The organism is Cellulomonas sp. S1-8, from assembly GCF_026184235.1.
Lineage (GTDB): Bacteria > Actinomycetota > Actinomycetes > Actinomycetales > Cellulomonadaceae > Cellulomonas.
Genome location: NZ_CP110806.1, coordinates 4,178,114 through 4,204,602, shown reverse-complemented (window position 1 = coordinate 4,204,602; position 26,489 = coordinate 4,178,114). Strand labels below are relative to the sequence as shown.

25 protein-coding genes and 1 pseudogene are annotated in these 26,489 nt (G+C 74.2%); 10 read left to right on the top strand and 16 right to left on the bottom strand.

The genetic code is table 11. The features are described 5' to 3' along the window. A complete protein-coding gene (locus OKX07_RS18935; protein WP_265629552.1) occupies window positions 1-3,693 on the bottom strand; it encodes an RHS repeat domain-containing protein in 3,693 nt (1,230 codons plus the stop codon). Between the two features lie 201 nt (window positions 3,694-3,894). Between OKX07_RS18935 and OKX07_RS18930 the strand changes: the two genes are divergently transcribed. After that, complete coding sequence (locus OKX07_RS18930; protein ID WP_265629551.1) at window positions 3,895-4,854, top strand: LLM class flavin-dependent oxidoreductase; 960 nt, start codon at window positions 3,895-3,897, stop codon at window positions 4,852-4,854. Window positions 4,855-4,947: 93 nt separating this feature from the next. On the opposite strand, the gene OKX07_RS18925 is transcribed toward OKX07_RS18930, so the two are convergent. From OKX07_RS18925 to OKX07_RS18900, 7 genes and pseudogenes are all read right to left on the bottom strand, one after another. Next, a complete protein-coding gene (locus OKX07_RS18925) occupies window positions 4,948-5,778 on the bottom strand; it encodes a hypothetical protein (protein WP_265629550.1) in 831 nt (276 codons plus the stop codon). A 151-nt stretch (window positions 5,779-5,929) separates the two neighbouring features. Continuing rightward, on the bottom strand, window positions 5,930-6,301 hold the full coding sequence (locus OKX07_RS18920; RefSeq protein WP_265629549.1) for a type II toxin-antitoxin system VapC family toxin: 372 nt from the start codon (window positions 6,299-6,301) through the stop codon (window positions 5,930-5,932). A gap of 117 nt (window positions 6,302-6,418) precedes the next feature. Then, window positions 6,419-6,520: pseudogene (locus tag OKX07_RS20485) on the bottom strand (type II toxin-antitoxin system Phd/YefM family antitoxin); the annotation flags it as partial. Between the two features lie 5 nt (window positions 6,521-6,525). Next, complete coding sequence (locus OKX07_RS18915) at window positions 6,526-7,830, bottom strand: glycosyltransferase (protein ID WP_265629548.1); 1,305 nt, start codon at window positions 7,828-7,830, stop codon at window positions 6,526-6,528. Window positions 7,831-7,891: 61 nt separating this feature from the next. Further along, window positions 7,892-10,126 (bottom strand): glycoside hydrolase domain-containing protein, encoded by a 2,235-nt coding sequence (locus tag OKX07_RS18910; protein ID WP_265629547.1) that lies wholly within the window; start codon window positions 10,124-10,126, stop codon window positions 7,892-7,894. Between the two features lie 171 nt (window positions 10,127-10,297). Then, complete coding sequence (locus OKX07_RS18905; RefSeq protein WP_265629546.1) at window positions 10,298-10,747, bottom strand: HIT family protein; 450 nt, start codon at window positions 10,745-10,747, stop codon at window positions 10,298-10,300. A 138-nt stretch (window positions 10,748-10,885) separates the two neighbouring features. Further along, complete coding sequence (locus tag OKX07_RS18900) at window positions 10,886-11,779, bottom strand: phosphotransferase (protein WP_265629545.1); 894 nt, start codon at window positions 11,777-11,779, stop codon at window positions 10,886-10,888. Window positions 11,780-12,001: 222 nt separating this feature from the next. On the opposite strand from OKX07_RS18900, the gene OKX07_RS18895 reads away from it, so the two are divergent. Beyond that, complete coding sequence (locus OKX07_RS18895) at window positions 12,002-12,637, top strand: superoxide dismutase family protein (protein ID WP_265629544.1); 636 nt, start codon at window positions 12,002-12,004, stop codon at window positions 12,635-12,637. A 168-nt stretch (window positions 12,638-12,805) separates the two neighbouring features. Then, a complete protein-coding gene (locus OKX07_RS18890) occupies window positions 12,806-12,982 on the top strand; it encodes a hypothetical protein (RefSeq protein ID WP_265629543.1) in 177 nt (58 codons plus the stop codon). Window positions 12,983-13,040: 58 nt separating this feature from the next. Here OKX07_RS18890 and OKX07_RS18885 read toward each other — a convergent pair whose 3' ends face one another. Then, on the bottom strand, window positions 13,041-13,601 hold the full coding sequence (locus OKX07_RS18885; RefSeq protein ID WP_265629542.1) for a TIGR03086 family metal-binding protein: 561 nt from the start codon (window positions 13,599-13,601) through the stop codon (window positions 13,041-13,043). A gap of 37 nt (window positions 13,602-13,638) precedes the next feature. Between OKX07_RS18885 and OKX07_RS18880 the strand changes: the two genes are divergently transcribed. Next, window positions 13,639-14,463: a helix-turn-helix domain-containing protein gene (locus tag OKX07_RS18880; protein WP_265629541.1), complete on the top strand. Its 825-nt coding sequence runs from the start codon at window positions 13,639-13,641 to the stop codon at window positions 14,461-14,463. Between the two features lie 58 nt (window positions 14,464-14,521). On the opposite strand, the gene OKX07_RS18875 is transcribed toward OKX07_RS18880, so the two are convergent. The 3 genes from OKX07_RS18875 to OKX07_RS18865 all read right to left on the bottom strand — a co-directional run bounded on the left by OKX07_RS18875 (window position 14,522) and on the right by OKX07_RS18865 (window position 16,562). Next, a complete protein-coding gene (locus OKX07_RS18875; RefSeq protein WP_265629540.1) occupies window positions 14,522-15,724 on the bottom strand; it encodes a Fic family protein in 1,203 nt (400 codons plus the stop codon). A 209-nt stretch (window positions 15,725-15,933) separates the two neighbouring features. Beyond that, window positions 15,934-16,332: a type II toxin-antitoxin system VapC family toxin gene (locus OKX07_RS18870; protein ID WP_265629539.1), complete on the bottom strand. Its 399-nt coding sequence runs from the start codon at window positions 16,330-16,332 to the stop codon at window positions 15,934-15,936. Beyond that, window positions 16,329-16,562, bottom strand: coding sequence for a FitA-like ribbon-helix-helix domain-containing protein (locus OKX07_RS18865; RefSeq protein ID WP_265629538.1), 234 nt, complete (start codon window positions 16,560-16,562; stop codon window positions 16,329-16,331). The genes OKX07_RS18870 and OKX07_RS18865 overlap by 4 nt, the downstream gene beginning before the upstream one ends. Before the next feature lie 176 nt (window positions 16,563-16,738). Here OKX07_RS18865 and OKX07_RS18860 point away from each other — a divergent pair, with 176 nt between their 5' ends. Both OKX07_RS18860 and OKX07_RS18855 read left to right on the top strand, forming a co-directional pair. After that, complete coding sequence (locus OKX07_RS18860) at window positions 16,739-17,143, top strand: hypothetical protein (protein ID WP_265629537.1); 405 nt, start codon at window positions 16,739-16,741, stop codon at window positions 17,141-17,143. 45 nt (window positions 17,144-17,188) lie between these two features. Beyond that, on the top strand, window positions 17,189-17,431 hold the full coding sequence (locus OKX07_RS18855) for a hypothetical protein (RefSeq protein ID WP_265629536.1): 243 nt from the start codon (window positions 17,189-17,191) through the stop codon (window positions 17,429-17,431). Between the two features lie 7 nt (window positions 17,432-17,438). Here OKX07_RS18855 and OKX07_RS18850 read toward each other — a convergent pair whose 3' ends face one another. The 4 genes from OKX07_RS18850 to OKX07_RS18835 all read right to left on the bottom strand — a co-directional run bounded on the left by OKX07_RS18850 (window position 17,439) and on the right by OKX07_RS18835 (window position 22,929). After that, window positions 17,439-19,922 (bottom strand): helix-turn-helix transcriptional regulator, encoded by a 2,484-nt coding sequence (locus tag OKX07_RS18850; RefSeq protein WP_265629535.1) that lies wholly within the window; start codon window positions 19,920-19,922, stop codon window positions 17,439-17,441. Between the two features lie 118 nt (window positions 19,923-20,040). After that, complete coding sequence (locus OKX07_RS18845; protein WP_265629534.1) at window positions 20,041-21,294, bottom strand: arginine deiminase; 1,254 nt, start codon at window positions 21,292-21,294, stop codon at window positions 20,041-20,043. A gap of 34 nt (window positions 21,295-21,328) precedes the next feature. Continuing rightward, the gene (locus OKX07_RS18840) at window positions 21,329-22,777 is read right to left on the bottom strand and encodes a basic amino acid/polyamine antiporter (protein ID WP_265629533.1); all 1,449 of its coding nucleotides are present in this window, start codon (window positions 22,775-22,777) and stop codon (window positions 21,329-21,331) included. Beyond that, window positions 22,774-22,929, bottom strand: a complete 156-nt coding sequence (locus tag OKX07_RS18835; protein ID WP_265629532.1) for a hypothetical protein — start codon at window positions 22,927-22,929, stop codon at window positions 22,774-22,776. The genes OKX07_RS18840 and OKX07_RS18835 overlap by 4 nt, the downstream gene beginning before the upstream one ends. Before the next feature lie 311 nt (window positions 22,930-23,240). Between OKX07_RS18835 and OKX07_RS18830 the strand changes: the two genes are divergently transcribed. From OKX07_RS18830 to OKX07_RS18815, 4 genes are all read left to right on the top strand, one after another. After that, window positions 23,241-24,668 (top strand): APC family permease, encoded by a 1,428-nt coding sequence (locus tag OKX07_RS18830; protein WP_416220800.1) that lies wholly within the window; start codon window positions 23,241-23,243, stop codon window positions 24,666-24,668. Window positions 24,669-24,695: 27 nt separating this feature from the next. Beyond that, window positions 24,696-25,532 carry an EI24 domain-containing protein gene (locus tag OKX07_RS18825; RefSeq protein ID WP_265629531.1) on the top strand — a complete coding sequence of 279 codons (837 nt, stop codon included), beginning with the start codon at window positions 24,696-24,698 and terminating at the stop codon, window positions 25,530-25,532. 103 nt (window positions 25,533-25,635) lie between these two features. Continuing rightward, window positions 25,636-25,908: a type II toxin-antitoxin system Phd/YefM family antitoxin gene (locus OKX07_RS18820; protein ID WP_265629530.1), complete on the top strand. Its 273-nt coding sequence runs from the start codon at window positions 25,636-25,638 to the stop codon at window positions 25,906-25,908. A gap of 2 nt (window positions 25,909-25,910) precedes the next feature. Further along, on the top strand, window positions 25,911-26,303 hold the full coding sequence (locus OKX07_RS18815) for a type II toxin-antitoxin system VapC family toxin (protein WP_265629529.1): 393 nt from the start codon (window positions 25,911-25,913) through the stop codon (window positions 26,301-26,303). The last annotated feature ends 186 nt before the right edge of the window (window positions 26,304-26,489 follow it).

Below are 26,489 nucleotides of genomic sequence, written 5' to 3'. Positions count from 1 at the left end.
TCAGGCGTCGCGCCGCCTGCGGCCGGCGAACGCGAGGGCGAGACCGCCGGCGGCCAGCAGCGACGTCGCGAGCACCACGCCCGCGGCGACGGACCCGCCGGTGACGGCGAGCGCCGCGCTGCGGGGAGCGGGCGACGCCGGTGCCGCGACCGGCGCGGCCTCGACGAGGACGCCCGAGGCGATGCTCACGAGCGTGCCGTCGGCGGCCGTCCCGTTGAGCTGCAGCGTGTGCTGCCCCGCCGGCACCCCGGTGGGCAGCGCGAACCGCGCCGCGAAGGTGCCGTCGGACCCGACGTGCGCCGTCCCGAGGAGCACGGGCGTCGAGAACAGCCACAGGTCGACCAGCTCCCCGGGCGCGAACCCGGAGCCCGTGACCGTCACCGAGCCGTCGGGCGTGACGACGAGCCGGCCGTCGGCCCCGGCGGGCCGGCCGGAGGCGTCGAGCCCGGTCAGCGTCACGCGGACGCTGCCCGCGGTGACGGTGCGCGTGCCGGCGTCGGTCGTCACCGTGCTCGGCACGCGAGCGCCGTCGACCCAGGCCTCGGCCTGGTCGGGCGCCGGTGCGGGCAGGGCGAGCGTCCCGTCGACACCCCGCTGCTCGTAGGGGGCGGGCACGGGGGTCGCCGTGACGACCGCGGTGGCGCTGCCCGGGCCCTGGGCGTTGTGCGCCCGCACGGCGACGCGGTACTCCGTCCCGTTGACGAGGCCCGTCACCACCACCGGCGAGCCGTCGGCCTCGACCCACGTGCTGCCGCCGTCGAGCGAGTACGCGTACCCCGTGACGGGGATGCCGCCGGTCGCGGTCGGGGCCGCGAACGCGACGGTCAGGCTGCGGCTGCCGACGGTGACGGCGGTGATCGTCGGCGCACCGGGGACGTCCACGTCGGACAGGTGGAGCGTGAACGTCGTGGTCCCGACGAGCACGTAGCGCGGTGCGGCCGGGACGGCCGTGATGACGACGTCACCCGTGAGGGCGTGGTCGCCGGGCGCGAGCGCGGTCCCGTCGTGCAGGTAGGTCACGCCCGTGACCGCGGGGATCGTGACGACGTCGAGCGCCGTCCCCGGGTTGTCGGTCGCGGTCGGCGCCGTCGGCGTCACGTGCTCGAGGTCGGTGAACGTGAAGGAGTGCGTCGTGGTCCCCGTGAGCTCGTGACCGGGGGCCGCGGTCGCGACGAGGGTCACCGTGCCGCTGCCGGGGTGCGTGCCGGGCGCGAGGACGCCGCCGTCCCGCGTCCACACGACACCGTCGACCGCCGGCAGCGTGAACGTGTCGTCCGCGGTGCCGTCGACGTCGTGCCACGTGGGCGCGACGACCTCGGTGAGGGTGATGTCCGTGAACACGAGCGTGAACTCGGAGGGCCCGGTCAGCTCGTGACCCGGCGTCGCCGTCGCCGTCACGACGACCGTCCCGGTGCCCGGGTAGGTGCCGGCGTCGACGACGTCCCCGTCGACCCGGTACTCCACGCCCGTCACCGACGGGATCGTGTAGGTGTCTGCTGCCGTGCCGTACGGGTCGTCCTGCGTCGGCGCCTGCGCCGTGACCAGGCGGATGTCGGTGAAGGTGCGCGTGAACTCCGAGGCACCGGTGAGCTCGTAGCCGGTCGTGGCGCTCGCGGTGACGACGACCGTGCCGCTCGCGGGGTGCTCGCCGGGGGCGACGGGGGTGCCGTCGACCGCGTACTGCACGCCGGTGACCGTGGGGATCGTGTAGGTGTCGTCGGCGGTGCCGTAGGTGTCGTCCCAGGTGGGCTCGACGGCGGTGGCCAGGCGGATGTCGGTGAAGGTGAACGTGAACTCCGACGGGCCGGTGAGCTCGTACCCGGTGGTCGCGGTGGCCGTCACCACGACGGGGCCGCTCGCGGGGTGCTCACCGGGGGCGACGGGGGTGCCGTCGACCGCGTACTGCACGCCCGTCACCGACGGGACGGTGAACGTGTCGTCCTCCGTGCCGTAGGTGTCGTCCCAGGTGGGCTCGACGGCGGTCGCCAGGCGGATGTCGGTGAAGGTGAACGTGAACTCTGCCGGGCCGGTGAGCTCGTACCCGGCGGTGGCGGTCGCCGTGACGACGATGGTGCCGGCGCCGGGGTAGTCGCCGGCGGTGACGGGCGCGCCGTCGACCGCGTACTCGACGCCGGTGACCTCGGGGATCGTGTAGGTGTCGTCGGCCGTGCCGTACGCGTCCACGGACGTGGGCTCGGTGGCGCTGACCTGACGGATGTCGGTGAAGGTGTGCGTGAACTGCGAGGGCCCGGTCAGGACGTACCCGGCGGTCGCGGTGGCGTCGACGGTGACGGTGCCGGTGGCGGGGTAGGTGCCCGGGTCCACGACCGCACCGTCGACCGTGTACTCCACGCCCGTGACCGCGGGGACCGTATAGCGGTCGTCGGCCGTGCCGTAGGTGTCGTCCCAGGTGGGCTCGGTGGCGCTGACCTGACGGATGTCGGTGAAGGTGTGCGTGAACGCGCTGGGACCGGTCAGGCCGTAGCCGGTGGTCGCCGCGGCCTCGACCGTGACGGTGCCCGTGGCGGGGTAGCTGCCCGCGGCGACGGGGGTGCCGTCGACGGAGTACTCCACGCCCGTCACCGACGGGATCGTGTACGTGTCGTCCGCGGTGCCCCAGGTGTCGTCCCAGGTGGGCTCGGTGGCGGTGGCCTCGAGGATGTCGGTGAACACCAGCGTGAACTGCGTCGGACCGGACAGCTCGTACCCGGCCTTGGCGGTCGCGTCGACGACGACGGTCCCCGTCGCGGGGTACTCCCCAGCAGCGACGGTGGTGCCCTCGATCGCGTAGTCGACGCCGTCGGTGGCCGGGATCGTGTACGTGTCGTCGGCGGTGCCGAACGCGTCGACCTGCGTCGGTGCGGTCGCCGAGACGCGGATCTCCGTCGGGTTCGTCGTCGCGCCCTTCTGGCACTGCGTCGCCGGGTCGTCGACCGTGCCGATGCGCAGGTTGTCGATCAGGACCGCCGAGTCCACCACGGAGTCGCCCACGTCGAAGATCGAGAAGAACAGCTTCTGCTCCTCGCCCCCGGTGAGCGGGACCTGGGCGGTGAGCTGGGGAGTCGCGCCGTTGAAGATCGTCCCGGCGGCCTCGCCCGCAGCGCCGGCGACGGAGAACAGACCCGCCTTGACGCTGATGGGGCGGCCCGACGTGTCGAAGGCGAAGTTGTTGGGCGCGGTGATCGACCGGTCGGGGTTGACCGTCCAGGTGCTGGCGCCGACCTCGGCGACGAAGGAGTCGTTGAACTGGAAGGTGGTGCCGTTGGGGGACTCGTCCGTGAGGAAGCGGAAGGTGACACCCAGGAGGCAGTTGATCCCCGCCGGGACGTCGAGCGTGACCTCGAGCGTCGTCACGTCGTAGGCGCCGCCCCGTGAGGAGGTGGTCACGTAGCTCGTGTCCGCCCCCGAGCTCTGCGGGCCTGCGGTGAGGGACGCGGCCGCCCCCGACGAGAGCACGGCGTAGGAGCCCCCGGCCCGGCTCGGGAATCCCGCGACCGGGTCGGTGCGGACGGCCGTCGTGGCGGCCGACGGGGCGCTCAGGCTCGACGCCGTCACCACCGAGGGCGTCGCGAAGATCGCGGACGCCAGGTCGGGTGCCGTCGCCGCCGACGCCGGGACGGCCGACCAGAGGGTCCCTCCCGCCACCAGGGCGATCACGGTCGTGGTCGAGGCGATCTTCGTGTGCACGCGCATGGGCGTCGACTCCTGGGGGGGTGGTGGCGCCCGCGCATGGGCGTCGCCGCCCAGGATCGAGGATCGGACCGTCACAGCCGAGGAGATCAAGGGACCTCGGTCTCCCGGTGACCGGATTGCCTTGGAAGGTCCGGTCGCGCGCCGTGCAGTGCGCACCGCGCCGCGGTCACGGCGCGGACGTTCCGAGGGGAGGATGTCCCCATGACGACGCCGTCCCTCGGGGTGCTCCTGCCGCGTGACCTGCCCGCCGACCGTGTGCTCGCGCACGCCCGCCGCGCCGAGGCGCTCGGGTTCGACGAGCTGTGGGTCGTCGAGGACCTGGGGTTCCGGGGCGGTGCCGCGCAGGCCGCGGCCGTCCTGGCAGCGACCGAGAGGATCCACGTCGGCGTGGGGATCGTGCCCGCCGCGGCGCGCGACGTCGCGTTCGCCGCGATGGACGCCGCGACGCTCGCCCGGCTGTTCCCGGGGCGGGTGACGTACGGCGTCGGGCACGGCATGCCGGACTGGATGCGGTCGGTGGGGCGGTGGCCCGCGCGCCCGCTGACGTACCTCGAGGCGTACACGGTCGCGCTGCGGGCGCTGCTGCGCGGCGAGACCGTCACGACCGGGCCGCGCGCTCCCGTCCTGCTCGACGGGGTCGCGCTCGACCCGTCGTCCGTGCCCGACGTCGTGCCGGACGTGCTGCTCGGCGTGCGCGGGCCGCGGTCGCTCGCGGCGGCCGGTCGGGTGGCCGACGGGGTCGTCCTGGCCGAGCCGTGCGCGCCGGCCTACGTGCGCGCCGCGGTGGCGCAGGTCGCGGCGACCCGCCCGTCGCGCGTCGTGACGTACGACGTCGCGGCCGTCGACGACGACGAGGCCCGCGCCCTCGACCGTGCCCGTCCCGGACTGGCGTGGATCGGGGAGCCCGACTGGGCGCCGCACGTCGCACCGCTGCCGTTCGCCGCCGACCTGGCCGCGCTGCGCCGGGGGTGCGCGTCGCCGGACGAGTTCGCCGCCGCCCTGCCCGACGCGTGGGTCCGGGAGCTCGCGCTCGCGGGGACTCCGGAGGGTGTCCGCGAGCGGATCGACGCCCGCGGTGCGGCAGGTGCGACGACCTGCGTGCTGTTCCCGACGGGCCCGGACCCGGTTGCCGCGCTGGAGGAGCTCGCCCGGGTGCGGTGAGCACCGGGGCGGCCCCGGCCCGTCGGCACGGTTGACTGGACGCATGCGACGCGTGCTGGTGCTGGGTGCGTGGCGACCGGCGCGCCCCGGCACTCAGCCGGTGAACGGGTCCTCGGTCGTGATCTCCTCGGCGGTCGGCGCCTCGACGGGGGTCCCGCTGCCCCAGTTCGAGAAGCCCATCCGCCCGCGGATCCCGAGGACGTCGAAGGTCACCATCTGGATGCGGCCCTCGGTGTCGACCACGTAGGTGTAGGTGAGCGTCTCGGGGACCTCCATGCCGGGCGGCAGGCCGGCCTCGAGCTGGGCGAGCTTCTCCGGCATCTTCGAGGGGTCGACCACGACCTCGTACCTCTGCACCTGCGTGCCGTCGAGGTCGACGGGCCCGCCGTCCGGCGTCACGCTGACGACGGCGGCCTCCTGCTCCCCGAGGCCCATCGTGGGGTCGACCTGGCTCATCGAGTCGGCGAAGACGGCGGTGAGCGGGTGCGACGTGTCCTGCGGGTCGACCGCGAGGAACTTGCCGCCGGTGACGTCGCCGAGGCTGACGTAGTTCATGCCGGCGACCGACCGGATCGTCATCGGCGGGGCGTCGGGCATCAGCACGAACATCGCGAACGAGGGTGAGCCGCCGCCGAGGTGCATGGAGCCGTTCATCGCCATGAGCTCGTCCCCGCTGCCCAGGGACAGCGTGAAGTCGTAGCTCTGCGCGGTCACCTGCGCGTCGACGACCGTGCGGATGAAGTCGTCGGCCGTCAGCGTGGCGGGGCCGGTCACCTCGGGGCTGGCGAGCACCGCGTCCGGCGCGGGCGCGAGCGGCACAGGGCTGGTGCCCGCGTCGGCGGTCGCACCACCCGCGCAGGCGGTCAGGGCGCCCAGCAGCAGGACGAGGGCAGGGGCGAGACGAGCGTGACGGCGCGACAGCACGGCAGGGACCTCCGGTGACCGGCCGGGCGGCCGAGCCGGTCGGCTCGTCGCTCACCTACGACCGGGAGGAGCCTGGCAGATCGGGCACATCCCCGTGGGTGGGCCTGTGGACAACGGTGGGGCCTGTGGACGACCGTGTCGCCGAGACTGGTCAGAGCACCGCCACGTCGTACTGCGCCACCCGCGCGTCGACGCTCGCGATGGTCAGCCCCTCGACGACGGCCTGCGCGACGAGCGTCCGGTCGAACGGGTCGCGGTGGTGCCACGGCAGCGTGCCCAGCAGGGCGGCGTGTCGGGCGGTGAAGGCCAGCTCGACGAAGCCGCCCTGCACGTGCACCGCGGCGACGTCGGGAGGGGAGTCGAGCTTGCCGAGCGACGCCTCGATGGCGATCTCCGCGATGCTCACGGACGAGAACAGCACCTCGGTGCCGCCGTCGGCCAGGACGTCGCGGTGCCGGGCCGGCAGGCGGGGGTCGTTCGCCCACCACCACAGGAGCACGTGGGTGTCGGCGAGGAGCCTCACGCGCCGTACCAGTCCCGGGCGTCCTCGTCGGTGAAGTCGTCGAAGTCGGCGGCGATGGTGAGGCGGCCGCGCAGCGCGCCGGGTGCGGACGAGCGGACGGGGCGGCATCGGCACGATGCGTGCGACCGGCCGACCGTGGCGGGTGATCACCGTCTCCTCGCCGCGCTCGGCGCGCGCGACGAGCCGCGACAGGTGCGTCGTGGCGTCGTCGATGCTCACCCGTCTCACGCCGGCACCGGCTCCCGCGTCACCGCCGCGACCTGGTCGAGGATCCGGTCCAGCACGACGCCCCGGTCGAACTGCAGCGCGTACTCCCGCGCACGCTCGGACCAGGCCGCGCGCTCGGCGCGGTCCATGGCCAGGACGTCGTCGATCGCCGCGGCGATCGCGTCGGGGGAGTCGACGGGGACGATGATCGCGGTGTCGCCGACGGCCTCGCCGATGCCTCCGGTGACGGTGGTGACGACGGGTCCGCCGCCGGACAGCATCTTCTCGACCAGGGCGATGCCGAACGTCTCGACGAACTCGGGGCGCGGCTTGGACGGCAGCACGAAGGCCGTGCAGCCGGCCATGAGGTGGCCCTTCTGGTCGTCGGTGACGTCGTCGAGGAACGTGATGAGGTCCGCGACGGGCGTCCCGGCGGCGTGGGCGCGCAGCTCGGCGGCCTGCGGGCCGCTGCCCGCGACGACCAGGCGGCGCCCTGCGGCGGGTGCACCCGAGCGCACGTACCCGTCGATGAGGTCGTCGACGCCCTTGGCGTGCGCGAGCCGCGACAGGAACAGCACGTACCCGTCGCGCGTCAGGCCACGCTCCGCCAGGACGCGGTCCGTCTCGCCCTCGTCGCGGGCCAGGTACGTGCCGACGTCGATCGCGGGGTAGGAGACGTGGACGCGGGCGCGGCACGCCTCGGCGAAGTGCGTGCCGTAGCGGGCGTCGAGCAGGGTGGCCTCGCTGATGATGAGGTCGCGGGTGTACTGGGACACCGCGAGCGCGACGTCGTGCGAGAGGTACTGCGCGAGGACGTGCGCGGCGGCACCGAACCGGTCCTGCTCGACGCACGCACGCACGACGTTGGTGACGTCGGACCCGACGGCCTCCGCGACCGTCACGACGTTCACGGGCAGGCCCGTGCGGCGCGCGACCGAGACGGCGTCGGCGACGGCCGTGGCGTGCGGCGACAGGTACAGGGACATCGCGACCGTGGGGACGCCGTCGGTGAACAGCTCGACGAGGCGGCCCGTCAGGCCGGCCAGGTAGCGGCCGTCGGGGACCTTGTAGTCGCCGACGGGCCCGGGGCGCTCGACGACGATCCCCGGGGAGTACGGCATGACGCCGTCCAGGGGCTTGAGCGGCAGGCCCGCCTCCTGCAGCCGGTCGATCGGCCAGGTGACGATGCGGACGTCGTCGAACCCGCGGGCGAGCGCGGCCTCGGCGAGGTTGCGGGCCTCGCCCGAGTGACCGCAGATCACCGGGTCGGCGCGCACGACGATGACGAGGCGGCGGTCGGGGCGGGCGGCGGTGGGGTCCACGGCGTCGTCCTCTCGGGTCAGGTCGGGGCTGGGTCGCCCGCTCGCGGGGATGGGTGGGGGTCTACCGGAGGGGCAGGCGGGGGAGCGGGACGTCGACGTGCGGGGCGCGCGCGCTGGGCGGTCGGTGCCGGGTGCCCCAGCCTGAGGGCTCCGGGCCGAGGCCGATGAGCAGCCGACCCCCCGAGTGCAGCTCGCCGCCCGTGAGGAACGGGCGCTCGAGCGGGGCGCCGTCGAGGTGGACCGACTGCACGTGCTGGACGGGTCCGCCGGGCTCGGGCTCGACGAATCCGGTGGTCTCGACCGTGAACGGCCGACCGCCCACGTCGAGCCGTGCCTCGCGCCACGCGGGCGCGTTGAGCAGGAACAGGTTCTGCCCGGCGACGGGGAAGAGTCCCAGGGTCGCCCACACGTACCAGGACGACAACCCGCCGGAGTCGTCGTTGCCGGGCAGCCCGCCACGCCCGGTGCCGAACTGCTGCTGGACGACGTCGTGGACGACCTGCGCGGTGCGGTCCGGACGGCCCGCGTACATGTAGGACCAGGGGGCCTCCATGTCGGGCTCGTTGTTCAGGCCCTCGAACCGGTGCAGCGCGTACCCGGCGGCCATCTCCTCGACGTCGGGACGCAGGCCGGGCTGCTTGACGGGGTCGGCGCCGAAGCCGAAGAAGCGGTCGAGCATCCTCGTGAACGCGTCGTCGCCGCCGGCCAGCGCGATGCGGGACGCCATGTCGTGCATGAGGCGGAACGAGTAGTTCCAGCGCCCGCCCTCGTAGTACGTGGAGTCGACGAGCAGGCCGGTCTCGCGGTCGTACGCGTTGGTCCAGCGCGCGGCCAGGGGGCCGAACTGGTCGACGAGCGTCAGGTCGCCGACGCGCCCCGCGACGATCGCCGTGCACCAGTACCCGAACGCGATGTCGAGGGTGTGGCTGATGGGGTGGGTGCTGCCGTGCAGCAGGAACTCCTCGCCGTACGTGCGGCGCAGGTCGTCGTGCATGTGCACCAGCGCCCAGTCCCAGTCGACGCCCGGCAGGCCCAGCGCGCACAGGTCCGCGAGGAACGTGTGCGCGAGGGCCGAGCCCTGCCGGCTGAACCGGTCCGCGCCGCGCGCCATGCGGTACCCGATCGGCAGGTTGCCCTCCTCCTCGGCGATCTGCAGGAGCGCGTTCGCGAGCTCGACGGACCTGCCCGGGGCCAGCGCCGTCATCAGCGGCAGGTGCGTGCGGTAGATGTCCCACATGGTCGACAGGTCGAACGCGAACGGCCCGGGCGTGGGCCAGAACGGGGACTCGTCGATCGCGATGCACGGCTTGATCAGCGAGTGGTAGAGCGCGGTGCCGAAGACCGTGGCCTTGTCCGACGACGGCGTGTCGACCTGCACCTTGCCGAGCTGCTCGCGCCACACCGCCTGCGTCGTGTCCCGCCGCCGCTGGAACGAGTGCCGCGGGTCCGCCCCGCACTCCTCCTCGAGCGTCCGCGCGGCCTGGTCGACGCCCCGCAGCGAGAACCCGAACCGCAGCTCGACGACCTGCCCCGGCTCCGTCGGCCCGGCCCACATCAGGCCGAAGGGCCGCAGCGTCGTGGGGCGGATGCGGTCGAAGTCGAGGCGCGTGCCGCCGGGCATGAGGCGCCGGTCGTACCAGAGCATCTGCCGCCACTGCTGCGCGTCGCACTCGACGCGCACGGCCAGCGGCGCGCCCTCGACGACGATCTCACCCTCGGCGCAGCCCGCGCCGACGGACCCCAGGTGCGCGCGCAGCGGGATCGTCCGGCCGTACGGGATGTCCAGGCCGCCGAGCGAGAAGTCGATGACGAGGCGCGCGTCGTGGTGCGCGGGGAACGTGTACCGGTGCACCGCGGACTTGGGGCCGACGGTGATCTCGGCGCGGATGCCCGACGCGAGCGTCGCCGCGTAGTACCCCGGCTGCGCCTCCTCCTCGACGATCTCCCAGGTGCGGCCCAGGTCGTCGAGCGGGCTGAGCATCGGGGTCACGCGGAAGTAGTTGTAGTACTTGCGGATCGCGCCCGTCCCGGACTGCTGGAAGTGCGTGAACCCGCTGGCGACGAGCCGGTCGTGCAGCACCGGCGGCAGGCCCTCGGTCGACAGGTCGTAGCGCCCGTACCCCGTCGGGTACGCCCCGGAGTACGCGCACGCCGACACCATGCCGAACGGGTACGTCGCCCCGGGGTGCGTGTTGCCGACCTGCGGCTTGGGCCACCACCAGGTGGCCGCGAGGCCGCTGGGCGCGGGCAGGTCGGTCGCGTCGGTGCCGATGAACGGGTCGACGTGGTCGAACATCCCGGCCCTCCTGCCTCGCTGCGTCGCCTCGGTGGTGCGCGGTGGTCCGCACGGCCTGCTCGCGCGGCCTCGTGAGCCGGGTGGACCCAGAATCGCGCGGTGCGCGCCCCGTGTCCACGGGTCGGTGCGGCGACGGTACGAGCCGCGTGTGTCAGGCGTGTTGCGCGCAGGTCACGCTTCGTCCGGCCGGCCTTCCTGGCCGAGCTCGGCGCGGATCGCGGCGGCGTTCGCGTCGAGCTCCGCGCGCGCCGGGTTCGAGCCCCACCGCGCGCCGATCGTGAAGCCGTCGTCGGCGTACCGCGGGAAGACGTGCAGGTGGGAGTGGAAGACCTCCTGGAACGCGGCCTCGCCGTCGGCGTAGAACAGGTTCACGCCCTCGCACCGCAGCGGCGAGCGTCGGAGCGCGGCGGCGACCGAGCGCGCCACGGCGAGCATCTCGCTCGCGACCTCGTCGTCGAGGTCCGCCAGACCCGGCAGGTGCTCCCGGGGCAGCACGAGGACGTGGCCCGGGGTCACCGGGTCGATGTCCATGATGGCCACGACCGTCGCGGACTCGTGCACGATCGAGGCGTCGAGGCTGCGCTCGACGATGCGGCAGAAGACACAGCCGTCGGTCGTCATGGCAGAAAGTGTGAAGCCTTCGTGCCGCATACCGGCATCAACCCCACACACTTTCCCGAGCTCTTCCCGCACCCGTCGGGAGGGGCGGCGAGCCCACCCTGACCGGCGTGCGGCGATGTGCTCGAGGCATGCCGACGCTCACAGGGTGACCGTCCGCACCACTCCCAGCTCGATCAGCGCCCGACACCCGATGTCGCGCGACGCGTCGTCCCACTGCGTCCACGTCGCGGCGAGCGCCAGGCCGACGCCGCGGGCGCGCGCCGCCGTCGCGGACGACACCCCGCCGTACGCGTCGAGCGCCGCCGCGACGCCCGCCGCGGGCAGCGCCAGCCACAGGAAGCCCAGGTCGGTGGCAGGGTCACCGCCGGCGATGTCCGCCCAGTCGAGGATGCCGCCGAACCGCCCGTCGACGCTCAGCAGGTTGTGCGGGTGCAGGTCGGCGTGGATCCAGGAGCGCGGCAGGTCGACGGGCGCGGCGAGCGCGTCCGCCCACAGGCGTTCAGCGCGCTCGCGGTCCAGACGCAGCCCCCACGCGCCGGCGGTCCGCTCGACGTGCGCGAGGGCCGCGACGACGCCGTCCGTGCGCGCGGCCAGGGGGATCGACTGCTCGCCGTTGTGCGGCGCGTCGGGCGCCGCGGGCACGTGGACCTGCGCGAGCGCACGGCCCAGCTCCGGTCCCGCGGACGCGTCGAGCGGCACCTCCGCGGCGGTGACCCCCGGCAGCCACGTCACGACGGCCCACGGCCACGGGTACGCGTCGCCCGGCTCGCCGACCCGCACCACCTGCTGCGTCGGGAACGTCCACCCCGCCCCCAGCTGCCGCACCCACCGCAGCTCGGACGCCATCGACCCGACGGCTGCGGCGTGCCGCGGCAGCCGCACCGCGAGGTCGTCGCCGAGCGGGAACATCACCATGTCCCACCCCGCGTACCGGCGCCCGATCGGGAGCCCGGCCAGGTCGGGGTGCTGGGCGGCGAGCAGGGCGGCGACGACGTCGGGCGTGAGCGGGACCTCGTCGGGGGGTACGGGCATGGTGGTCCCCCTCCTGACGTGGCGGTGCGTGCGCGTGCGGGCAGGGTAGTCGTGCGGCTCGACGTCAGCACGGCGCTGACCTACGACGACCGGATGGCCGCCACCCCGGCCGCGGGCAGTGCCGCAGGAACCGGGTCGGTCGCCCGGCCCGCCCTCGGCGGGCACGCCCACCGGACCTTTCGTACGGTGGACGACGACCGAGCACCGACACCAGGGGGCACGATGCGAGGCACTCTCAGGGCGACCCTTGTCGCCGTCGCGCTGGCCGCGGCACTCACGGCCTGCAGCGACCAGGGCGACGCGGACGACAACGATGACGACCCAGGCACGGCCGCGACGGCGACGTCCGGCTCCGACGGCCAGGACGACGACACCGAGCTCGCGCTGCTCGACGCGACGGGCGCGCAGGTCGGGACCGCGTCGGTCGACGAGGAGGCGGGCGGGGTCGAGATCGAGGTGGAGGTCAGCGACATGCCGCCGGGCTTCCACGGGTTCCACCTGCACGCCGTCGGCGTGTGCGAGCCGGACAGCCCGGATCCCGCGGACCCGGCGAAGGTCGGCGACTTCCTGTCCGCGGGTGGGCACGTGGGCGCCGACGCCGCGGACCACGGAGCGCACCACGGCGACCTGCCGCCGCTGCTCGTCGACTCGTCCGGGTCCGGCACGCTGACGGTCCGCACCGACGCGGTGACGCTCGCCGACCTGCAGGACGAGGACGGCACCGCGGTCATGGTCCACGCCGACCCGGACAACGTCGCGCACATCCCGGAGCGGTACGCGGCCGGGGGTCCTGACGAGGCGACGCGCAAGACGGGCGACGCAGGGGACCGCGTCGCGTGCGGGGTCGTCGCCGGGTGACGGCGCCCGCCACCGGGACCACGCGCCCGGTGGCGGGTCCCGGTGGTCCCGGTGGTCGCGCGGGCGCTGCAGGAGGTGCCGCGCCTCGCGCGACGCCGGTGTGCGCCGGGCCGGTCGTGCGCCACCTGCTGACTGGCGGGTCCGGTGCGCCGGGGTGAGGGTGGGTCCATGAGCGAGGAGACCGTCCACCCGGCGTCCCAGCGACCCGAGACGAACGACCCGGAGAACCAGCCGCTGCCCGGCGCCCAGGGCCCGGAGGGGCAGCCGACGCCCGGCGACAACCAGGACACCGGCGCCCGCCGCATCTACCCGTCCGACCCCACCGGCGACGACCCGACCCCCTGACGTCCGCCCTCCGGAACTGGATTGCTCTCTCGCGGAGGGGGTGCGGTGCGGGTGGGGGTCAGCGCGGGGGTGTGCGGCCCAGGAGGGCGAGGAGGCGCGTCTGGCGGTCGGCGTCCGCCGGGGCCTCGACGCCCGGGCGGCAGATGCCCTCGGCGTGCAGCGACTCCCCGAAGCCGGCGGCGCACTCCTCCGCGAAGGCCAGCTCCGCGTCGGTGAACCGCTCGTCGAGACCCGCCGCGGTGGCGATGTCCCAGCGGTGCACGACGAGGTCGAAGCCGTAGAACCGCAGCAGGCTGTCGCCGACGGTCGTGCGGCCGAAGTGGCCGTCGTACTCCAGCCCGCCGACGGCCGGGTCGGCGGCGGCCCGCGTGAGTGCCGCCGCGTGCGTCCGCCACACGGCGGCCGGGTCACCGTCCAGGTCGATCGCCGGCAGCGGCACGCCGCGCTGGTCGAGGAAGTCGCGCTCGGTGTCGACGACGTGCCGCAGGACGTCGCGCGCCGTCCAGCCCTCGCACGGGGACGGCTGCTCCCAGGCGGTCGCCGGGAGCCGGTCGCAGACGGCGCCGAAGGCCGTGGTCAGGCGCGGGATGTCAGGCGTGTCCGTCACGATGGTGTCCATCCACCGACCGTAGGCGCCGGGGGAGGAGGCGGGATTGATGAAAGCCGTCAGACGGCTCGACGCGATCGAGCGCGCCCACCTCGTCGACCCCGCGGACCGCACGTGGCGCATCGACCGGCACGAGGTCCCGCCCGACCTGGCGGACCTGGCCCGGCGATTCTGGATCCCCGTCTGGGACGTCCCGGCCGGTGCGGAGTCGCGGCAGCAGGTCCTGCAGTACCCGGTGTGCCTGATGGTCGTCGCCCGGGACTACGCGCGCTTCTACGGCGTGGTGTCGGGGCTGTCCACCACGACGCTCACCGGGGTGGGCTGGGCGGTCGGCCTGATGCTGCAACCCGCGGCCGGTGCGCTGCTGACGGGCGACCCCGTGCACCGGTGGACCGACCGTGCCGAGGAGCTCGGGACGGTCCTCGGCGCGCCCGGGGAGCGCCTGACGACGCGGGTGCGGGCCGCCATGTCCGCGGGCGCGGACCTGCCGGACGCGCAGCGCGCGGCCATGGACGCGTACGCCGACCTGCTGCGCACGTTCCTCCCCGTCGACGAGGAGGGCCTGCTGGTCAACCGGGTCGTCGCGCAGGTCGAGGACGACCCCGACCTGCTGCGCGTCGACGACCTGGGCGACCGGTTCGGGATCGGCGAGCGCGCGCTGCAGCGGCTGCTCCGCCGCCGGACCGGCCTGAGCCCGAAGTGGCTGATCCAGCGCCGCCGGCTCCACGAGGCCGCCGAGCGCCTGCGCGACGAGGAGGTGTCGCTGGCGCAGGTCGCGGCGCAGCTCGGTTACGCCGACCAGCCGCACTTCACGCGCGACTTCCGCCGGGTCACGGGGCTGACGCCGGGGCAGTTCGCGGCACGGTTCCGCTGACGTCCCGGGCTGCGGTGCCGGCGCGTCCAGAGGCTGGGTCGACCGCACGCGGCAGGGGTCAGCGGCGCCGGCCCGCGCGAGCGGCGAACGCGTCCATCGCGCGCAGGACGTCGTCGGCCTGCCAGGTGCGGGCCCGGTGACCCGCCGAGGGGGAGTGCAGGACGCCGGCGGTCTCCAGGACCTGGATCGCGTTGCGCGCGCCGCGGTCCGACACGCCCAGGGTCGTCGCGACGTGCCCGGCCGTGACGACCGGCTGAGCGACCAGGTGGTCGGTGAGCCGCCAGGCCGCCGAGTCGGACCGTGCACCGAGGCGTCCGCGCCACTCCTCGCGGATCCGCGTGACGTCGGCCGCGAGCTCGCGGCCGTTGGCAGTGGCTGCGGTCGCGGCCCACGCGACCTGCTCGACGATCGGGTTCGGGTCGCCCGTGCGGCTCGCCTGGAGGGCGCGGAAGTACGCCTCGGGGTCGCGCAGCAGCCCGGCAGAGACGGGCACCGTGGTGTGCAGGGCGAGGCCGCGGCGTCGCAGGACCGTGTGCAGCAGGACGCGGCCGGTGCGACCGTTCCCGTCGACGAACGGGTGGATCGTCTCCAGGTGGGCATGCACGAGGGCGGCGTGGACGAGCGCGGGCAGGTCGTCACGTGCTGCGAACGCCACGAGGTCGTCGATTGCTGCGGGCACGCGTGAGTGGTGCGGGGGCACGAAGTCGGCCCCGTGCGGGCTGATCGAGGACGCACCGATCCACACCTGCTCGGTGCGCCAGTGCCCGGCGACGTCCGGATCGGACCGGACGAGCAGCGCGCGGTGCGCCTCGAGGATCCCGGCGGCTGTGATGTCGTCACCGCCGGCGAGTGCGCTCGACATCGCCCGCACATTGGCTGCGACGAGGTCGGCGTTCTGCCGCGACGGTGCTCCGAGGGCTGCCAGTGCGAGGTTGCGTGCGTTGGTCGTCAGGTGCTCGATCTGGGAGCTCGACGCCGACTCGGTGCGCAGGAGCACCGCGGGCATCGGCACGGGCAGCAAGGCCATCTCGGCGTCGAACCGCGCGACGTCGAGGGTTGCCTCCTCGGCGATCCGGAGGACCGCGGGGTCGACGACGGGCACGGCGTCGGCGATGCGCGGCACCACCGCGGCACGGTACGGGCGGGCGACTCGTCGTCGCTGGAACGGGTCGAGGTGGGGGTTCGTGACCGTCCACGCGAGCTCCTCGGTGGCCACGGCCGGCCAGGCCTGCGTCCGGGCTCCGCGGGCGTCGTGCTCCATGCTTCACCACCCTCGGGCTCAGTTGAAGCCTAGGGTAACAGTCTTCAACTCAAGGCAGCCCGATTGAAGACTCTGGCTGGAGCCTTCAACGAGCCGCACCGGCGATGAAGGATCGTCGCGGGAGGAGGGTGTTGCCGGCCACTGGCGTACCCCGGCGAGCGCAGGTGGCCTGTGCGGGTGCCCGGCCCCGGGTGGTGGGTCGTGCGGTGTCAGATGGTGAGGACGTCGCAGGTCACGCCGGGGGCCGCCGCGAGCCGGTGGTCGCCCGTGAGCAGCGGCGCGTCGAGGTGCGTCGCGAGTGCGACGTACGCGGCGTCGTACGCCGAGAGGTTGTGCGCCAGCCGCCACACGGCGGGCTGGATCGACGCCAAGGGCCACAGGTCGACCGGCAGCTCGGACCACGTCCGGACGGCGAGCGTCGCCTGGTGGGGCGTGAGGTGGCCGGACGCGCGACGCCGACGCAGGACGTTCAGCACCTCGTAGCCGAGCAGGTCGGGTGCGGCGAGCTGCGCACCGGCGAGGTGCGCGGCGGCCTGCTCGCCGCGGTCTCCCGGATCGATCAGGGTCGCCAGGACGGCCGAGGCGTCGACGACGAGGAGTCCCGTCACCGCCGGCCGGCGTCGAGGTCGTCGAGGATCTGCTGCGCGCTGACCTCGGGGTAGGCGAGCGCGCGCCCGCGTGCCTGCGCGACGGCGTCGGACGCCGTCGGACGCGAGGCGAGGTCGGTGAGCGTCGCCCGCAGGTACTCCTGGAGCGACCGGCCGCTGCGCGCGGCGCGCGCGGCCAGCTCGTCCCGGACCTCGTCGGGGACGTCCCGCACGGTGAGTGACACGCTCATGCCTGCAGTCTACCGACAGTGCATGCAGAATGCATGCAGCTCACCCGGCGGGCCCGACGACCCTGCGGCGGTCACCCGCGGCGGGTGAGGCACGGCGCGGCGATCTCCGGGAGCGTGGGTCCACGCGGCAGCGACCGCCGCGGTCGAGGGAGACGCGACGCCGGGGGGAGACCGACATGGCGGCACGAGGTCCGAGCGCCTGGGTGGGCTGGGCATGGTTCGGAGCATTCGCACTCATCGTCGTCGGCTTCACGAACGTCATCGCGGGAGCGGTCGCCGCCTTCTCCAGCGACGTCGTCGTGTCGTGGAGCGCCGAGGGCGTCGCGGTCGTCGACGTCTCGACGTGGGGCTGGGTGCACCTGCTGCTCGGCGCCGCGCTGGCGCTGACCGGCTTCGCGCTCATGAACGGCGCCACGTGGGCGCGCGTGACGGCGATCGTGCTGATCGGGCTCAACGTGCTCGCGCAGTTCGTCTCGCTGCCCGCCACCCCCTGGTGGTCCGTCGTCGCGATCGCCCTGTCGTTCGCGGTCCTGTGGGCGCTCACGGTGCACGGCGACGACGTCGAGAACGTCGCAGGCTGACCGTCCCGCCGGGGGCGGCGTCAAGGGCGACTCGGGGGAGGGCCGGTGCTGTACCACATCCGCATTCGCGGCCCGGTGCCCGCCGCATCGGCCTTCGCCCTCCAGGACGTGGTGGTCGTGGAGGAGGGCGACCTGCACCTGCTGTCCTGCCGGGTCGTCGACAGCTCCGCGCTGACGTCCGTCGTCGCGTACCTGCACGACCTGGGCCTGCACGTCGTCGACCTGCAGGCCGTCGAGGAGCCGGGCTCCGGGGACGCGTCCGGCAGGGGCGACGCGCTCTTCGGCTGAGTCGGGGTCAGTCGAGGAGGCCGCGGGCCGTCGCCTCGCGCACGGCCTCGCGGCGGCCGGGGACGTCGAGCTTGCGGTAGACGCCGCGCTGGTGCGTCTTGACGGTGTTGACGGAGACGACGAGCGCGTCGGCGATCTCCCGGCTCGACATGCCGGCGCGCAGGCAGAGGAGCACCTCGCGCTCGCGGGAGGTCAGGTGCTCGGCAGGCACGCGCTCCCGGGCGGCAGCGAGCCGCAGAGCGAGCCGGATCGTCGCACCGTGCTGCGTGCCCCACGCGAGGTGCGCGACGAGCAGGTCCCGTCCGGTGGTGCCCGACGGCAGGAAGGGCAGGACCAGCGCGTCCGGCACCGCGTCCGTCAGCGCCTCCTCGAGGCGCGCGTGCGCGCGCGTCGGCTCACCGTGGTGCCGGTCGAGCACGGCCTCGGCGAGCGCCACCCGGGCACGCACCACGCCGACCGGCGCGCGCTCGGAGAGGTCGTCGAGCAGGGCGCGCGCCGGCACGCGCAGCCCCGCGTCCGCGAGGCGCGCCGCCTCCCACGCGGCACGCAGGTCGCCCCCGACGGACGGGGCCGTCCGTGCCTCGTGCCCCTCGCGCGTGCCCTGCGCACCGGTGTCGATCCCGGTCAGCGCGTCCGCGACGGCGCCCGCGACGTCGAGCAGGTCGGCCCACAGCGGGGGGACGTCGCCGCCGACGAACCGGGCGTCGTGCAGCCGCCGTGCCGCACCGGGCACGTCGGCGGCCAGGTCGGCGTCGGCGTGCAGCGCGGCCGCCACCCGGCAGACCGCCGCGTGCCGGGCGCACCGCGGACCGGTGAGCGCGGCCTCGACGTGGACACCCACGTCGGGCAGCCGGGCCTGCCACAGGGCCACGAGGGCCCGGGTCAGGTGCGCCGGCACGAGCGCGGACGCACGCGCCGCGCCCACCTCCTCGGCCGCGCGCAGGGCGGCCGATGCGACGGCGTCCGCCTCCCGCACCGCACCCCCAGCGACCAGCAGGAGCGCGCGGTGCGCGCGGCACGCCGCCACCAGCACGGGGAGCCGCTGGGCGTCGCGCAGGGCGGCGGCCTCGCCGAGCAGCGCGCCGACGGCTACCGGGTCGTCGGTGCGCTCCAACCCGGACGCGGCGAGCGCGAACAGCAGGAGGGCGCGCGTCGCGGCCTGCGAGGCCGGCACGGTCGGCAGATGGGTGCGCACGGCGTCGGCGGCGCTCGCCGCCCGGGCGGCGTCCGTCTCCGTCAGGAGGGCGGCGACCGCGAGCGGCACCGGCCCCGCGGACCCCGGCGGCGCGGGGGGCGCGCCCCGCAGCAGCGCCTGGACGACGTCGTGCGCGAACTCCAGCCCGAGGTCGTGCAGCGCGCCCGTCTGCTCGGTGAGCGCGAGGACGTCCTGCCCGCGGTCGCTGAGCACGAGCTCGGGCCAGCGGTTGGTCAGGACGGCACGCGCCAGCTCGCGGTCCCGCGCCTGCAGCGCGTGCTCGACCGACACCGCGGGGTCGTCCTGCGCGCGGTGCAGCGCGACGCGGCGGTGCAGCAGCAGGGCGACCGACGGCTGCCGCCGGGCGGCCAGCGCGCGGCAGTGCGCAGCGAACAGGGGGTTCCAGCGGTACGCCGTCCGCCCGCGCCGGTGCTCGGGGGTGAGGAAGAGCCCGCGTGCCACGCAGTCGTCAAGCAGGGCCGCGCCGCCGGCCGCCAGCTCGTCGGCGAGGGCCGGCTCGATCACGTCGTCCGTGGTCGCCCGCAGCACGAAGTCGCGGACGTCGGGCTCGAGCCGCGCGACGACCTCCTCGACGACGTAACCGCCGATGTCCAGGTCGGACGGGTGCAGCGTGCGCAGCTGCGCGGACACGTCCCGGTCCGTGTCCACCGACATCAGCGCGAGCCGGACGGCGACCGCCCAGCCGTCCGTGACCGTGACCAGGCGCTCCGCCGCGTCCGTGTCGAGCTCCGGCAGGCCGGTCGCCCGCGCCAGGTCCTGCACCTCCTGCGGCGTGAAGGCGAGCTGCGACGCGCGCACGTCCGTCAGGTCGCCGGACAGGCGCAGGCGGTGCGCCGCGATCGGCAGGTCGTAGCGGGAGGCGAGCACGAGCGGGAGCGGGCCGTCGGTCGCGATCTCGCGGACCAGCTCGCGCGCGGCGTCGGTCGGCTGCTCGTGGAGGTCGTCCACCACCAGGACGGTGCGGGGATCCGCTGCCCGGAGCGCGTCCGTGAGGTCGCAGGGGCGGTCGGACGCCTCGCCCGTCAGGGCGGTGACGACGGCGGCCCGCAGGTCCGACGCGCCGTTGACGACGACGGTCGGCGCGTCGTGCCGGGCCGACCAGTGCTGCAGGAGCGTCGTCTTGCCGTACCCGGCGGGTGCCACGACGGCCGTCACGAGGCTCGTCGTGATCCCGACGTCGAGCGCGCGGACGCAGCGCGCGCGGACGATCTCGTTGCGGTCGGGGCGCCGCGAGGCGACTCCCGTGGCGGTGCTGGTGTGCTCTCCGACTGCCATGGCCGAGCCCCCGACCTGCGCACCCCTGCGGGTGTCGCCTCTCTGGTCACCGTACATTTCCGGCGAACCGGTGACCAGCACGAACATCAGGACCCTGCGGACGGCACGCGACCCCCGGCTACCAGTCCAGCGGGTCGCGGATGATCGGGCACGTCATGCAGTGACCGCCGCCGCGGCCGCGGCCCAGCTCGGCCCCGACGATCGTGACGACCTCGATGCCGGCCTTGCGCAGCAGCGTGTTGGTCACGGTGTTGCGGTCGTACGTGAACACCACGCCCGGTTCCAGGGCGACGGCGTTGTTGCCGGAGTCCCACTGCTGGCGCTCGGACTCGTACACGTCGCCGCCGGTGTCGATCTCGCGCAGCGAGTCCAGACCGAGCGAGCGCGCGACGACGTCGGTGAACCGCGCCGACCCCTCGTCGACGACCTCGAAGCCCGGGGCCGTGTCGGACGGCAGCAGCGTGAACGTGTGGACCGCGTCCATGATCGTCGGGTAGAGCGTGACGACGTCCCGGTCGACGAACGTGAGCACCGTGTCGAGGTGCATGGCCGCGCGGAGCTTCGGCATGCCCGCCACGACGACCTTCTCTGCTGCCCCCTGGGCGAACAGCGCGGCGCTGACCTGCGTGATCGCCTGCCTCGACGTCCGCTCGCTCATGCCCATGAGGACGACGCCGTTGCCGACGGGCATGATGTCGCCGCCCTCGAACGTCGACTGCCCCCACTCCTTGCCGGGGTCTCCCCACCACACCGTCGAGCCGACGTAGTCGGGGTGGTGCAGGTAGATCGCCTGGTAGATCAGCGTCTCGTCGTGGCGCGCCGGCCAGTACAGGGGGTTGAGCGTGACGCCGCCGTACAGCCAGCACGTGGTGTCGCGCGTGTAGAGGGTGTTGGGCAGCGGGGGCATGAGGTACTCGCGGGCGCCGGTGGACTCGCGGGCCAGCCCGATGGCGGGGGTACGGAAGTCCTCGGGCAGGTCCGTGGTCGCCAGGCCGCCGATGAGCAGCTCGGCGAGCCGCGCGGGCGGCAGGGACTCCAGGTACGCGCGGGTGGTCTCGACCAGCCCGAGCCCGACCTCCTCGGGGACGATCTTGCGGTCCAGCAGCCAGTCGCGGGCACCGGGGACCTGCAGGGTCGCGGCGAGGACGTCGTGCAGCTCGACGACGTCGACGCCCCGGGACGTCAGCTTGTCGACGAAGTCCGCGTGGTCGCGCTGCGCGTTCTCGACCCACAGGACGTCGTCGAACAGCAGCGCGTCGCTGTTGGTCGGGGTGAGCCGGCGGTGCGCCAGCCCGGGGCGGCACACCATCACCTTGCGCAGCCTGCCGACCTCCGAGTGGACGCCGTAGCCTGCCGAGACGTTCGGGGTCATGCTGGTCCTTCCGTCGAGTGACGCGAGGTGGCCGTCACAGTGCGATCCGGCCCGTCGCCAGGCCGAGGACCCCGACGACGGCCGCGACGACGACGACCGCGCACAGCACCGCCTCCGCCGGGGTGAACAGGCGTCTGCCGCGCTCGCGGCGGGCCCTGACGTACAGCAGGGTCAGCGGCGCGAGGATCACGGTCGACAGCAGCAGGAACTGCAGCCCGGCTGCGACGAACAGCACGAGCGTGTACCCCGTCGCGATGCCGGCGCCGATCGCCTGCCGTCGTCGTGTGCGCGGGTCGACGCCCTCGTAGCCCTCGCCCGTCAGGGCGATCTTCAGCGCGTACGCGGCGGCGAGGAAGAGCGGGATGATCGCGAGGCTCGTGCACAGGTCGAGCAGGAAGTTCAGCGCGTCGCGCACGAACAGCGTGAGGACCAGCAGCCCCTGCACGGCGATCGACGTGACGACGAGCGCCGTGATGGGCGTGCCGACCGCGTTCTCGCGGCCCAGCACCTCGGGCAGGTCCTCGTTGCGCGCCGGCTGGTACATCACCTCGGCGGCCATGAGCGTCCACGCCAGGTACGCGCCGAGCACGGAGACGACGACGGCCACCGAGATGAACGTCGCGCCCCACGACCCGACGACGGACTCGAACACCCCGATCATCGACGGCTGCCGGGTCGCGGCGATCTGGTCGCGCGGCAGCACCGCGTACGACGACAGCGTGACGAGCGCGAACACCGACAGCACTGACAGGAAACCCAGGACGGTCGCGCGGCCGACGTCCTCGCGGCGCCTGGCGTACCGGGAGTACACGCTCGCGCCCTCGATGCCGAGGAAGACGAACGTCGTGATGATCATGGTGTTCTTGACCTGCTCGGTCAGGCCACCCAGGTCGTCGTACGCGAAGACGTTGTCGGCGAGCACGCCCGCGTCGAACGCGAACAGCAGGACGACGACGAACGTGAGGATCGGCAGGACCTTGAAGACCGTGACGATGCGGTTGATGACGGCCGCGTCCCGCACGCCGCGCGCGATGAGGTAGTGGAACAGCCACACCCCGACGGTCGAGACGGCGACGGCCGGCAGCGTGTCCCCGTCGCCGAACGCGTCGACGAACGTGCCCAGGGTCGCGGTGATGAACACCCAGTAGAAGGCGTTGCCCGCGACGGCCGACGCCCAGAACCCGATCGCGGACGCGAAGCCCGCGTAGTCCCCGAACCCGGCCTTGGCGTAGATGAAGACACCGGAGTCGAGGTCCGGCTTGCGCACCGCGAGGTTCTGGAAGACGAACGCGAGCATGAGCATGCCGGTGCCCGCGAGGGCCCACGCGATGAGGGCGCCCAGCACGCCCGTCGCGACGCCGAAGCGGGCGGGCAGAGAGAACACCCCCGCGCCGACCATGCCGCCGACGACCATCGCGGTGAGGGTCGGCAGGCTCATCCTCGCCGGCGCGGCGGCCGGGGCTTCCGGGTCGTGCGTCCTCATGCGTCCTCCAGCGTCGGCGCGGGTGACGTCGTCTCGATGCGGGAACCGGTGGAGCCGTACCGGACGCTCGGCGCCGGGCCGGGCCGGCAGGGGATCGCGTCCGGCGCGTGCGCGCGGGCGGCGATGCCGAGGGTCGCGCCCGTGACCGCCATGCACACCCCCCGGCGTCGCACCCCCGTCGGGGTGGCACTTGTCACCCTAGGGTCGGGGCGTTCCGGGCGGAACAGCCGGTTCGGGTGCCTCGGTGCTGGGTCGGCGGCCCCGGGTGCGGGTCGTCCCAGGGGGTGGGACGGGGGGTCGTCGAGACCGGGCTGACTCGTTGTCAGGGCCCCGGACGACGACCCAGGCCGGTCTCGATCGCGGGGCGTCCCGGTGGGTGGGACGGCAGGCGCCGACGAGGGGCGTCGGCGGACGACGACGCGCTCGCCGCGCACGTCTGACCGGCCTGTCGCAGAATCGGCGCGTGACGAGCGAGACCACGGGCGGGGCTGGCGATGCGACCGGGACCGGGACGGCGCCGGGCGGGAAGCCCACGCTGCGGCGGGCCGTCACCGGGCCGCTGCTGTTCCTGTTCATCCTCGGGGACGTGCTCGGTGCGGGCGTCTACGCGCTGATCGGGGAGATGGCGGGGCAGGCCGGAGGGCTGGTGTGGCTGGCGTTCGGGATCGCGCTCGTCCTGGCGCTGCTCACCGCGTTCTCGTACGCCGAGCTGGTCACCAAGTACCCGCAGGCCGGGGGCTCCGCGGTGTACGCCGAGAAGGCGTACCGCAGCCCGCTCGTCGCGTTCCTCGTCGGGTTCTGCATGCTGTCCGCGGGCGTCGTCAGCGTCGCCGGGCTGTCGCTGGCGTTCACCGGTGAGTACCTGGCGGCGTTCCTCGACGTCCCGCAGGTGCCCGCCGCCGTCGTCTTCCTCGTCCTCGTCGCGCTGCTCAACGCGTGGGGCATCAAGGAGTCGCTGCGCGCCAACGTCGTCATGACGATCATCGAGACCACCGGGCTCGTCGCCGTCATCGTGCTGGGCGCCTGGGTGATCGGGCGCGGCGACGCCGACCTGGGCGGGGCGTTCGAGCCGCCCGCCGAGACCGGTGTGTGGGTCGCCGTGCTGGGGTCCGCGCTCATCGCGTTCTACTCGTTCGTCGGCTTCGAGACGTCCGCGAACCTCGCCGAGGAGATCACCGACGTCACCCGCGTCTACCCGAAGGCGCTGTTCGGGGCGCTGCTCACCGCCGGCGTCGTGTACCTGCTGCTCGGGTTCGTCGCGCCGGCCGTCGTCGCGCCGGACCAGCTGGCGGAGTCCTCCGGACCGCTGCTCGAGGTCGTCCGCGTCGCCGGGGTCGTGCCGCCAGGGCTGTTCGCCGTCATCGCGCTCATCGCCGTGGCCAACGGTGCGCTGCTGACGATGATCATGGCCAGCCGCCTCGCGTACGGCATGGCGCAGCGCGGGCTGCTGCCCTCAGCGCTGGGACGGGTGCTGCCGAAGCGCCGGACGCCCGGCGTGGCCATCGTCGTGACGACGCTCGTCGCGATCGTCCTGGCCGTCACCGGGGAGCTCGTCGACCTCGCGTCGACCGTCGTGCTGCTGCTGCTCTTCGTGTTCTTGTCGACGAACATCGCCGTCCTGGTGCTGCGCCGCGACCGCGTCGAGCACGACCACTTCCGTGCGCCGACCTTCCTGCCCGTGCTCGCCGTGGCGTCGTGCCTGGTGCTGCTGACGCGGCAGGAGGGGCAGCACTGGGCGCTCGCCGGGGTGCTGATGGCGGTGGGGGTGGTGCTGTACCTGGTGACGCGGGGGGTGTCGGGGCGGCGGGGTGTGGTGGCGGACGCCGGGGCGGACGGGGCGGACGAGGGTGCGTCGGGCGGGGCGTCGGACGGGGACGCGACGCGCGGGTGAGCGCTGCGGGGCCTACGCTGCGGCCTCATGCGTGAGGTCCTGGATGGTGCGCGGCTGCTGCTGCGCGGGTGGGGGTACTGGCGGCTGCGACCGCGGGCGATGGCGCTCGGGCTGGTGCCGGCGGCGATCGTGGGCCTCGGGATGGTCGTGGTCATCGGGGTGCTCGTGCTCAACCTCGGCCCGATCGCGGAGTGGCTGACGCCGTTCGCCGACGACTGGACGCCGGTCTGGGAGCGTGCCGCCCTGCTCGCCGCGCAGGCGGTGGTGCTGGCGGCCGCCGTCGTGCTCGTCGTCGTGACGTTCACGGCGCTGACCCTGACGGTCGGCGAGCCGTTCTACGACCGGATCTGGAAGGCGGTCGAGGTCACCGAGACCGGGACGGTGCCCGCCGGGGACACGGGATTCTGGCGCGGGGCCGTCGACGGGTTCGCGCTGCTGACGCGCGGCCTGCTCGTCGCCGTCGTCGCCGGAGGGCTCGGGCTGGTGCCGCTGGTCGGGACGGTGCTCGGGTGGCTGGCCGGGCTGACGCTGACCGGGTGGGTGCTGGCGCACGAGCTCACCTCGCGCGCGCTGGTGTCGCGGGGGCTGACGCGGGCGGAGCGGAACCGGCTGCTGCGGGCGCACCGACGCGAGGCCATCGGGTTCGGGGCTGCGACGCAGCTGTGCTTCCTGGTGCCGGGTGGGGCGGTCGCGACGATGCCGGCGGCGGTGGCCGGGGCGACGCTGCTGGCGCACCGGGTGGTGGGGGCCGGGCGCGTGTCGGGTGTTTTCCCCAGGGTTGAAGCTGGGGAAGGTTCGACGTCAAGCACAGGGTTATCCACAGATGTGGGCGAACCGGACGAAAGGGTGCCCGGCCGCCCTTAGCGTCCTGCGGCATGACGCCGATCACGGTCCACCCTGCCGCTCAGCCCTACGAGAGCGGTGTCCGCGAGGTGCGGGCGAAGACGCAAGAGCTACCATGTAGCACATGACGATGATCGGGATCCGGGAGCTCAAGCAGAACGCCTCCGCCGTGGTCGCCCGCGTGGCCGCGGGGGAGACGTTGACGGTGACAGATCGCGGCCGCCCGACGGCGCAGCTGTCGCCCCTGCCGACGTCGCCTCTGGCGCGCCTGCTCCAGAGCGGTGCCGCTCGCCCCGCCCGCACCGACCTCGCAGACGCGCCCACCCCGCTGGCTCCGGAGCCCGGTGAACCGTCGCTCTCCGAGACGCTTGCCGACCTGCGCGACGACGAGCGCTGACGGTGGCGCACTACCTGGACACCTCCGCGCTCGTGAAGCTGGTCGTCGAGGAGTCGGAGACGGCCGCGCTGCGCACATGGTGGCGGTCGCACGGTTCGACACCGGTCGCGTGCGACCTGGTCCGGACCGAGCTGATGCGTGCCGTCCGCCGCGCCGCGCCGCACGCGGCCGTGCAGGCCCACCGCGTGCTCGACGCACTGGTGCTGCTGTCCGTCACGTCGCGCGTGTTCGAGGTCGCCGGGCGCCTGGAGCCCACCACGCTGCGGTCCCTCGACGCGATCCACGTCGCGGCGGCGCTCGAGCTGGGCGACGACCTCGAGGGGCTGGTGACGTACGACGACCGGCTCGCAGTGGCCGCGTCCGCGTACGGGATCGCGGTGCTCGCGCCGGCGTGACGCGGGCCGATCGTCGAGGGGTGTAGTCGACCGCGCGAGGTCGGCGGAGGTGGTGTGGGTCTGCACGTACCTGCACGTGCTCGTGTGCGCAGGTCCGTTCTCATGGCGGGCGTGGGGACGCGGGCTGGAGGACGCCGGGAGCTGGCGTCGGGGCCTGGACGGGCCTGTGGACGACGCCAGCGGGCG

Coding starts and splice junctions, on each gene's coding strand:
- OKX07_RS18880 (WP_265629541.1), top strand. CDS start 13,639: ATGAAAGCCGTCAGACGGCTCGACGCGATCGAGCGCGCCCACCTCGTC.
- OKX07_RS18930 (WP_265629551.1), top strand. CDS start 3,895: ATGACGACGCCGTCCCTCGGGGTGCTCCTGCCGCGTGACCTGCCCGCC.
- OKX07_RS18840 (WP_265629533.1), bottom strand. CDS start 22,777: ATGAGGACGCACGACCCGGAAGCCCCGGCCGCCGCGCCGGCGAGGATG.
- OKX07_RS18865 (WP_265629538.1), bottom strand. CDS start 16,562: ATGAGCGTGTCACTCACCGTGCGGGACGTCCCCGACGAGGTCCGGGAC.
- OKX07_RS18820 (WP_265629530.1), top strand. CDS start 25,636: ATGACGATGATCGGGATCCGGGAGCTCAAGCAGAACGCCTCCGCCGTG.
- OKX07_RS18825 (WP_265629531.1), top strand. CDS start 24,696: ATGCGTGAGGTCCTGGATGGTGCGCGGCTGCTGCTGCGCGGGTGGGGG.
- OKX07_RS18935 (WP_265629552.1), bottom strand. CDS start 3,693: ATGCGCGTGCACACGAAGATCGCCTCGACCACGACCGTGATCGCCCTG.
- OKX07_RS18835 (WP_265629532.1), bottom strand. CDS start 22,929: ATGGCGGTCACGGGCGCGACCCTCGGCATCGCCGCCCGCGCGCACGCG.
- OKX07_RS18860 (WP_265629537.1), top strand. CDS start 16,739: ATGGCGGCACGAGGTCCGAGCGCCTGGGTGGGCTGGGCATGGTTCGGA.
- OKX07_RS18890 (WP_265629543.1), top strand. CDS start 12,806: ATGAGCGAGGAGACCGTCCACCCGGCGTCCCAGCGACCCGAGACGAAC.
- OKX07_RS18850 (WP_265629535.1), bottom strand. CDS start 19,922: ATGGCAGTCGGAGAGCACACCAGCACCGCCACGGGAGTCGCCTCGCGG.
- OKX07_RS18845 (WP_265629534.1), bottom strand. CDS start 21,294: ATGACCCCGAACGTCTCGGCAGGCTACGGCGTCCACTCGGAGGTCGGC.
- OKX07_RS18905 (WP_265629546.1), bottom strand. CDS start 10,747: ATGACGACCGACGGCTGTGTCTTCTGCCGCATCGTCGAGCGCAGCCTC.
- OKX07_RS18910 (WP_265629547.1), bottom strand. CDS start 10,126: ATGTTCGACCACGTCGACCCGTTCATCGGCACCGACGCGACCGACCTG.
- OKX07_RS18875 (WP_265629540.1), bottom strand. CDS start 15,724: ATGGAGCACGACGCCCGCGGAGCCCGGACGCAGGCCTGGCCGGCCGTG.
- OKX07_RS18885 (WP_265629542.1), bottom strand. CDS start 13,601: ATGGACACCATCGTGACGGACACGCCTGACATCCCGCGCCTGACCACG.
- OKX07_RS18895 (WP_265629544.1), top strand. CDS start 12,002: ATGCGAGGCACTCTCAGGGCGACCCTTGTCGCCGTCGCGCTGGCCGCG.
- OKX07_RS18900 (WP_265629545.1), bottom strand. CDS start 11,779: ATGCCCGTACCCCCCGACGAGGTCCCGCTCACGCCCGACGTCGTCGCC.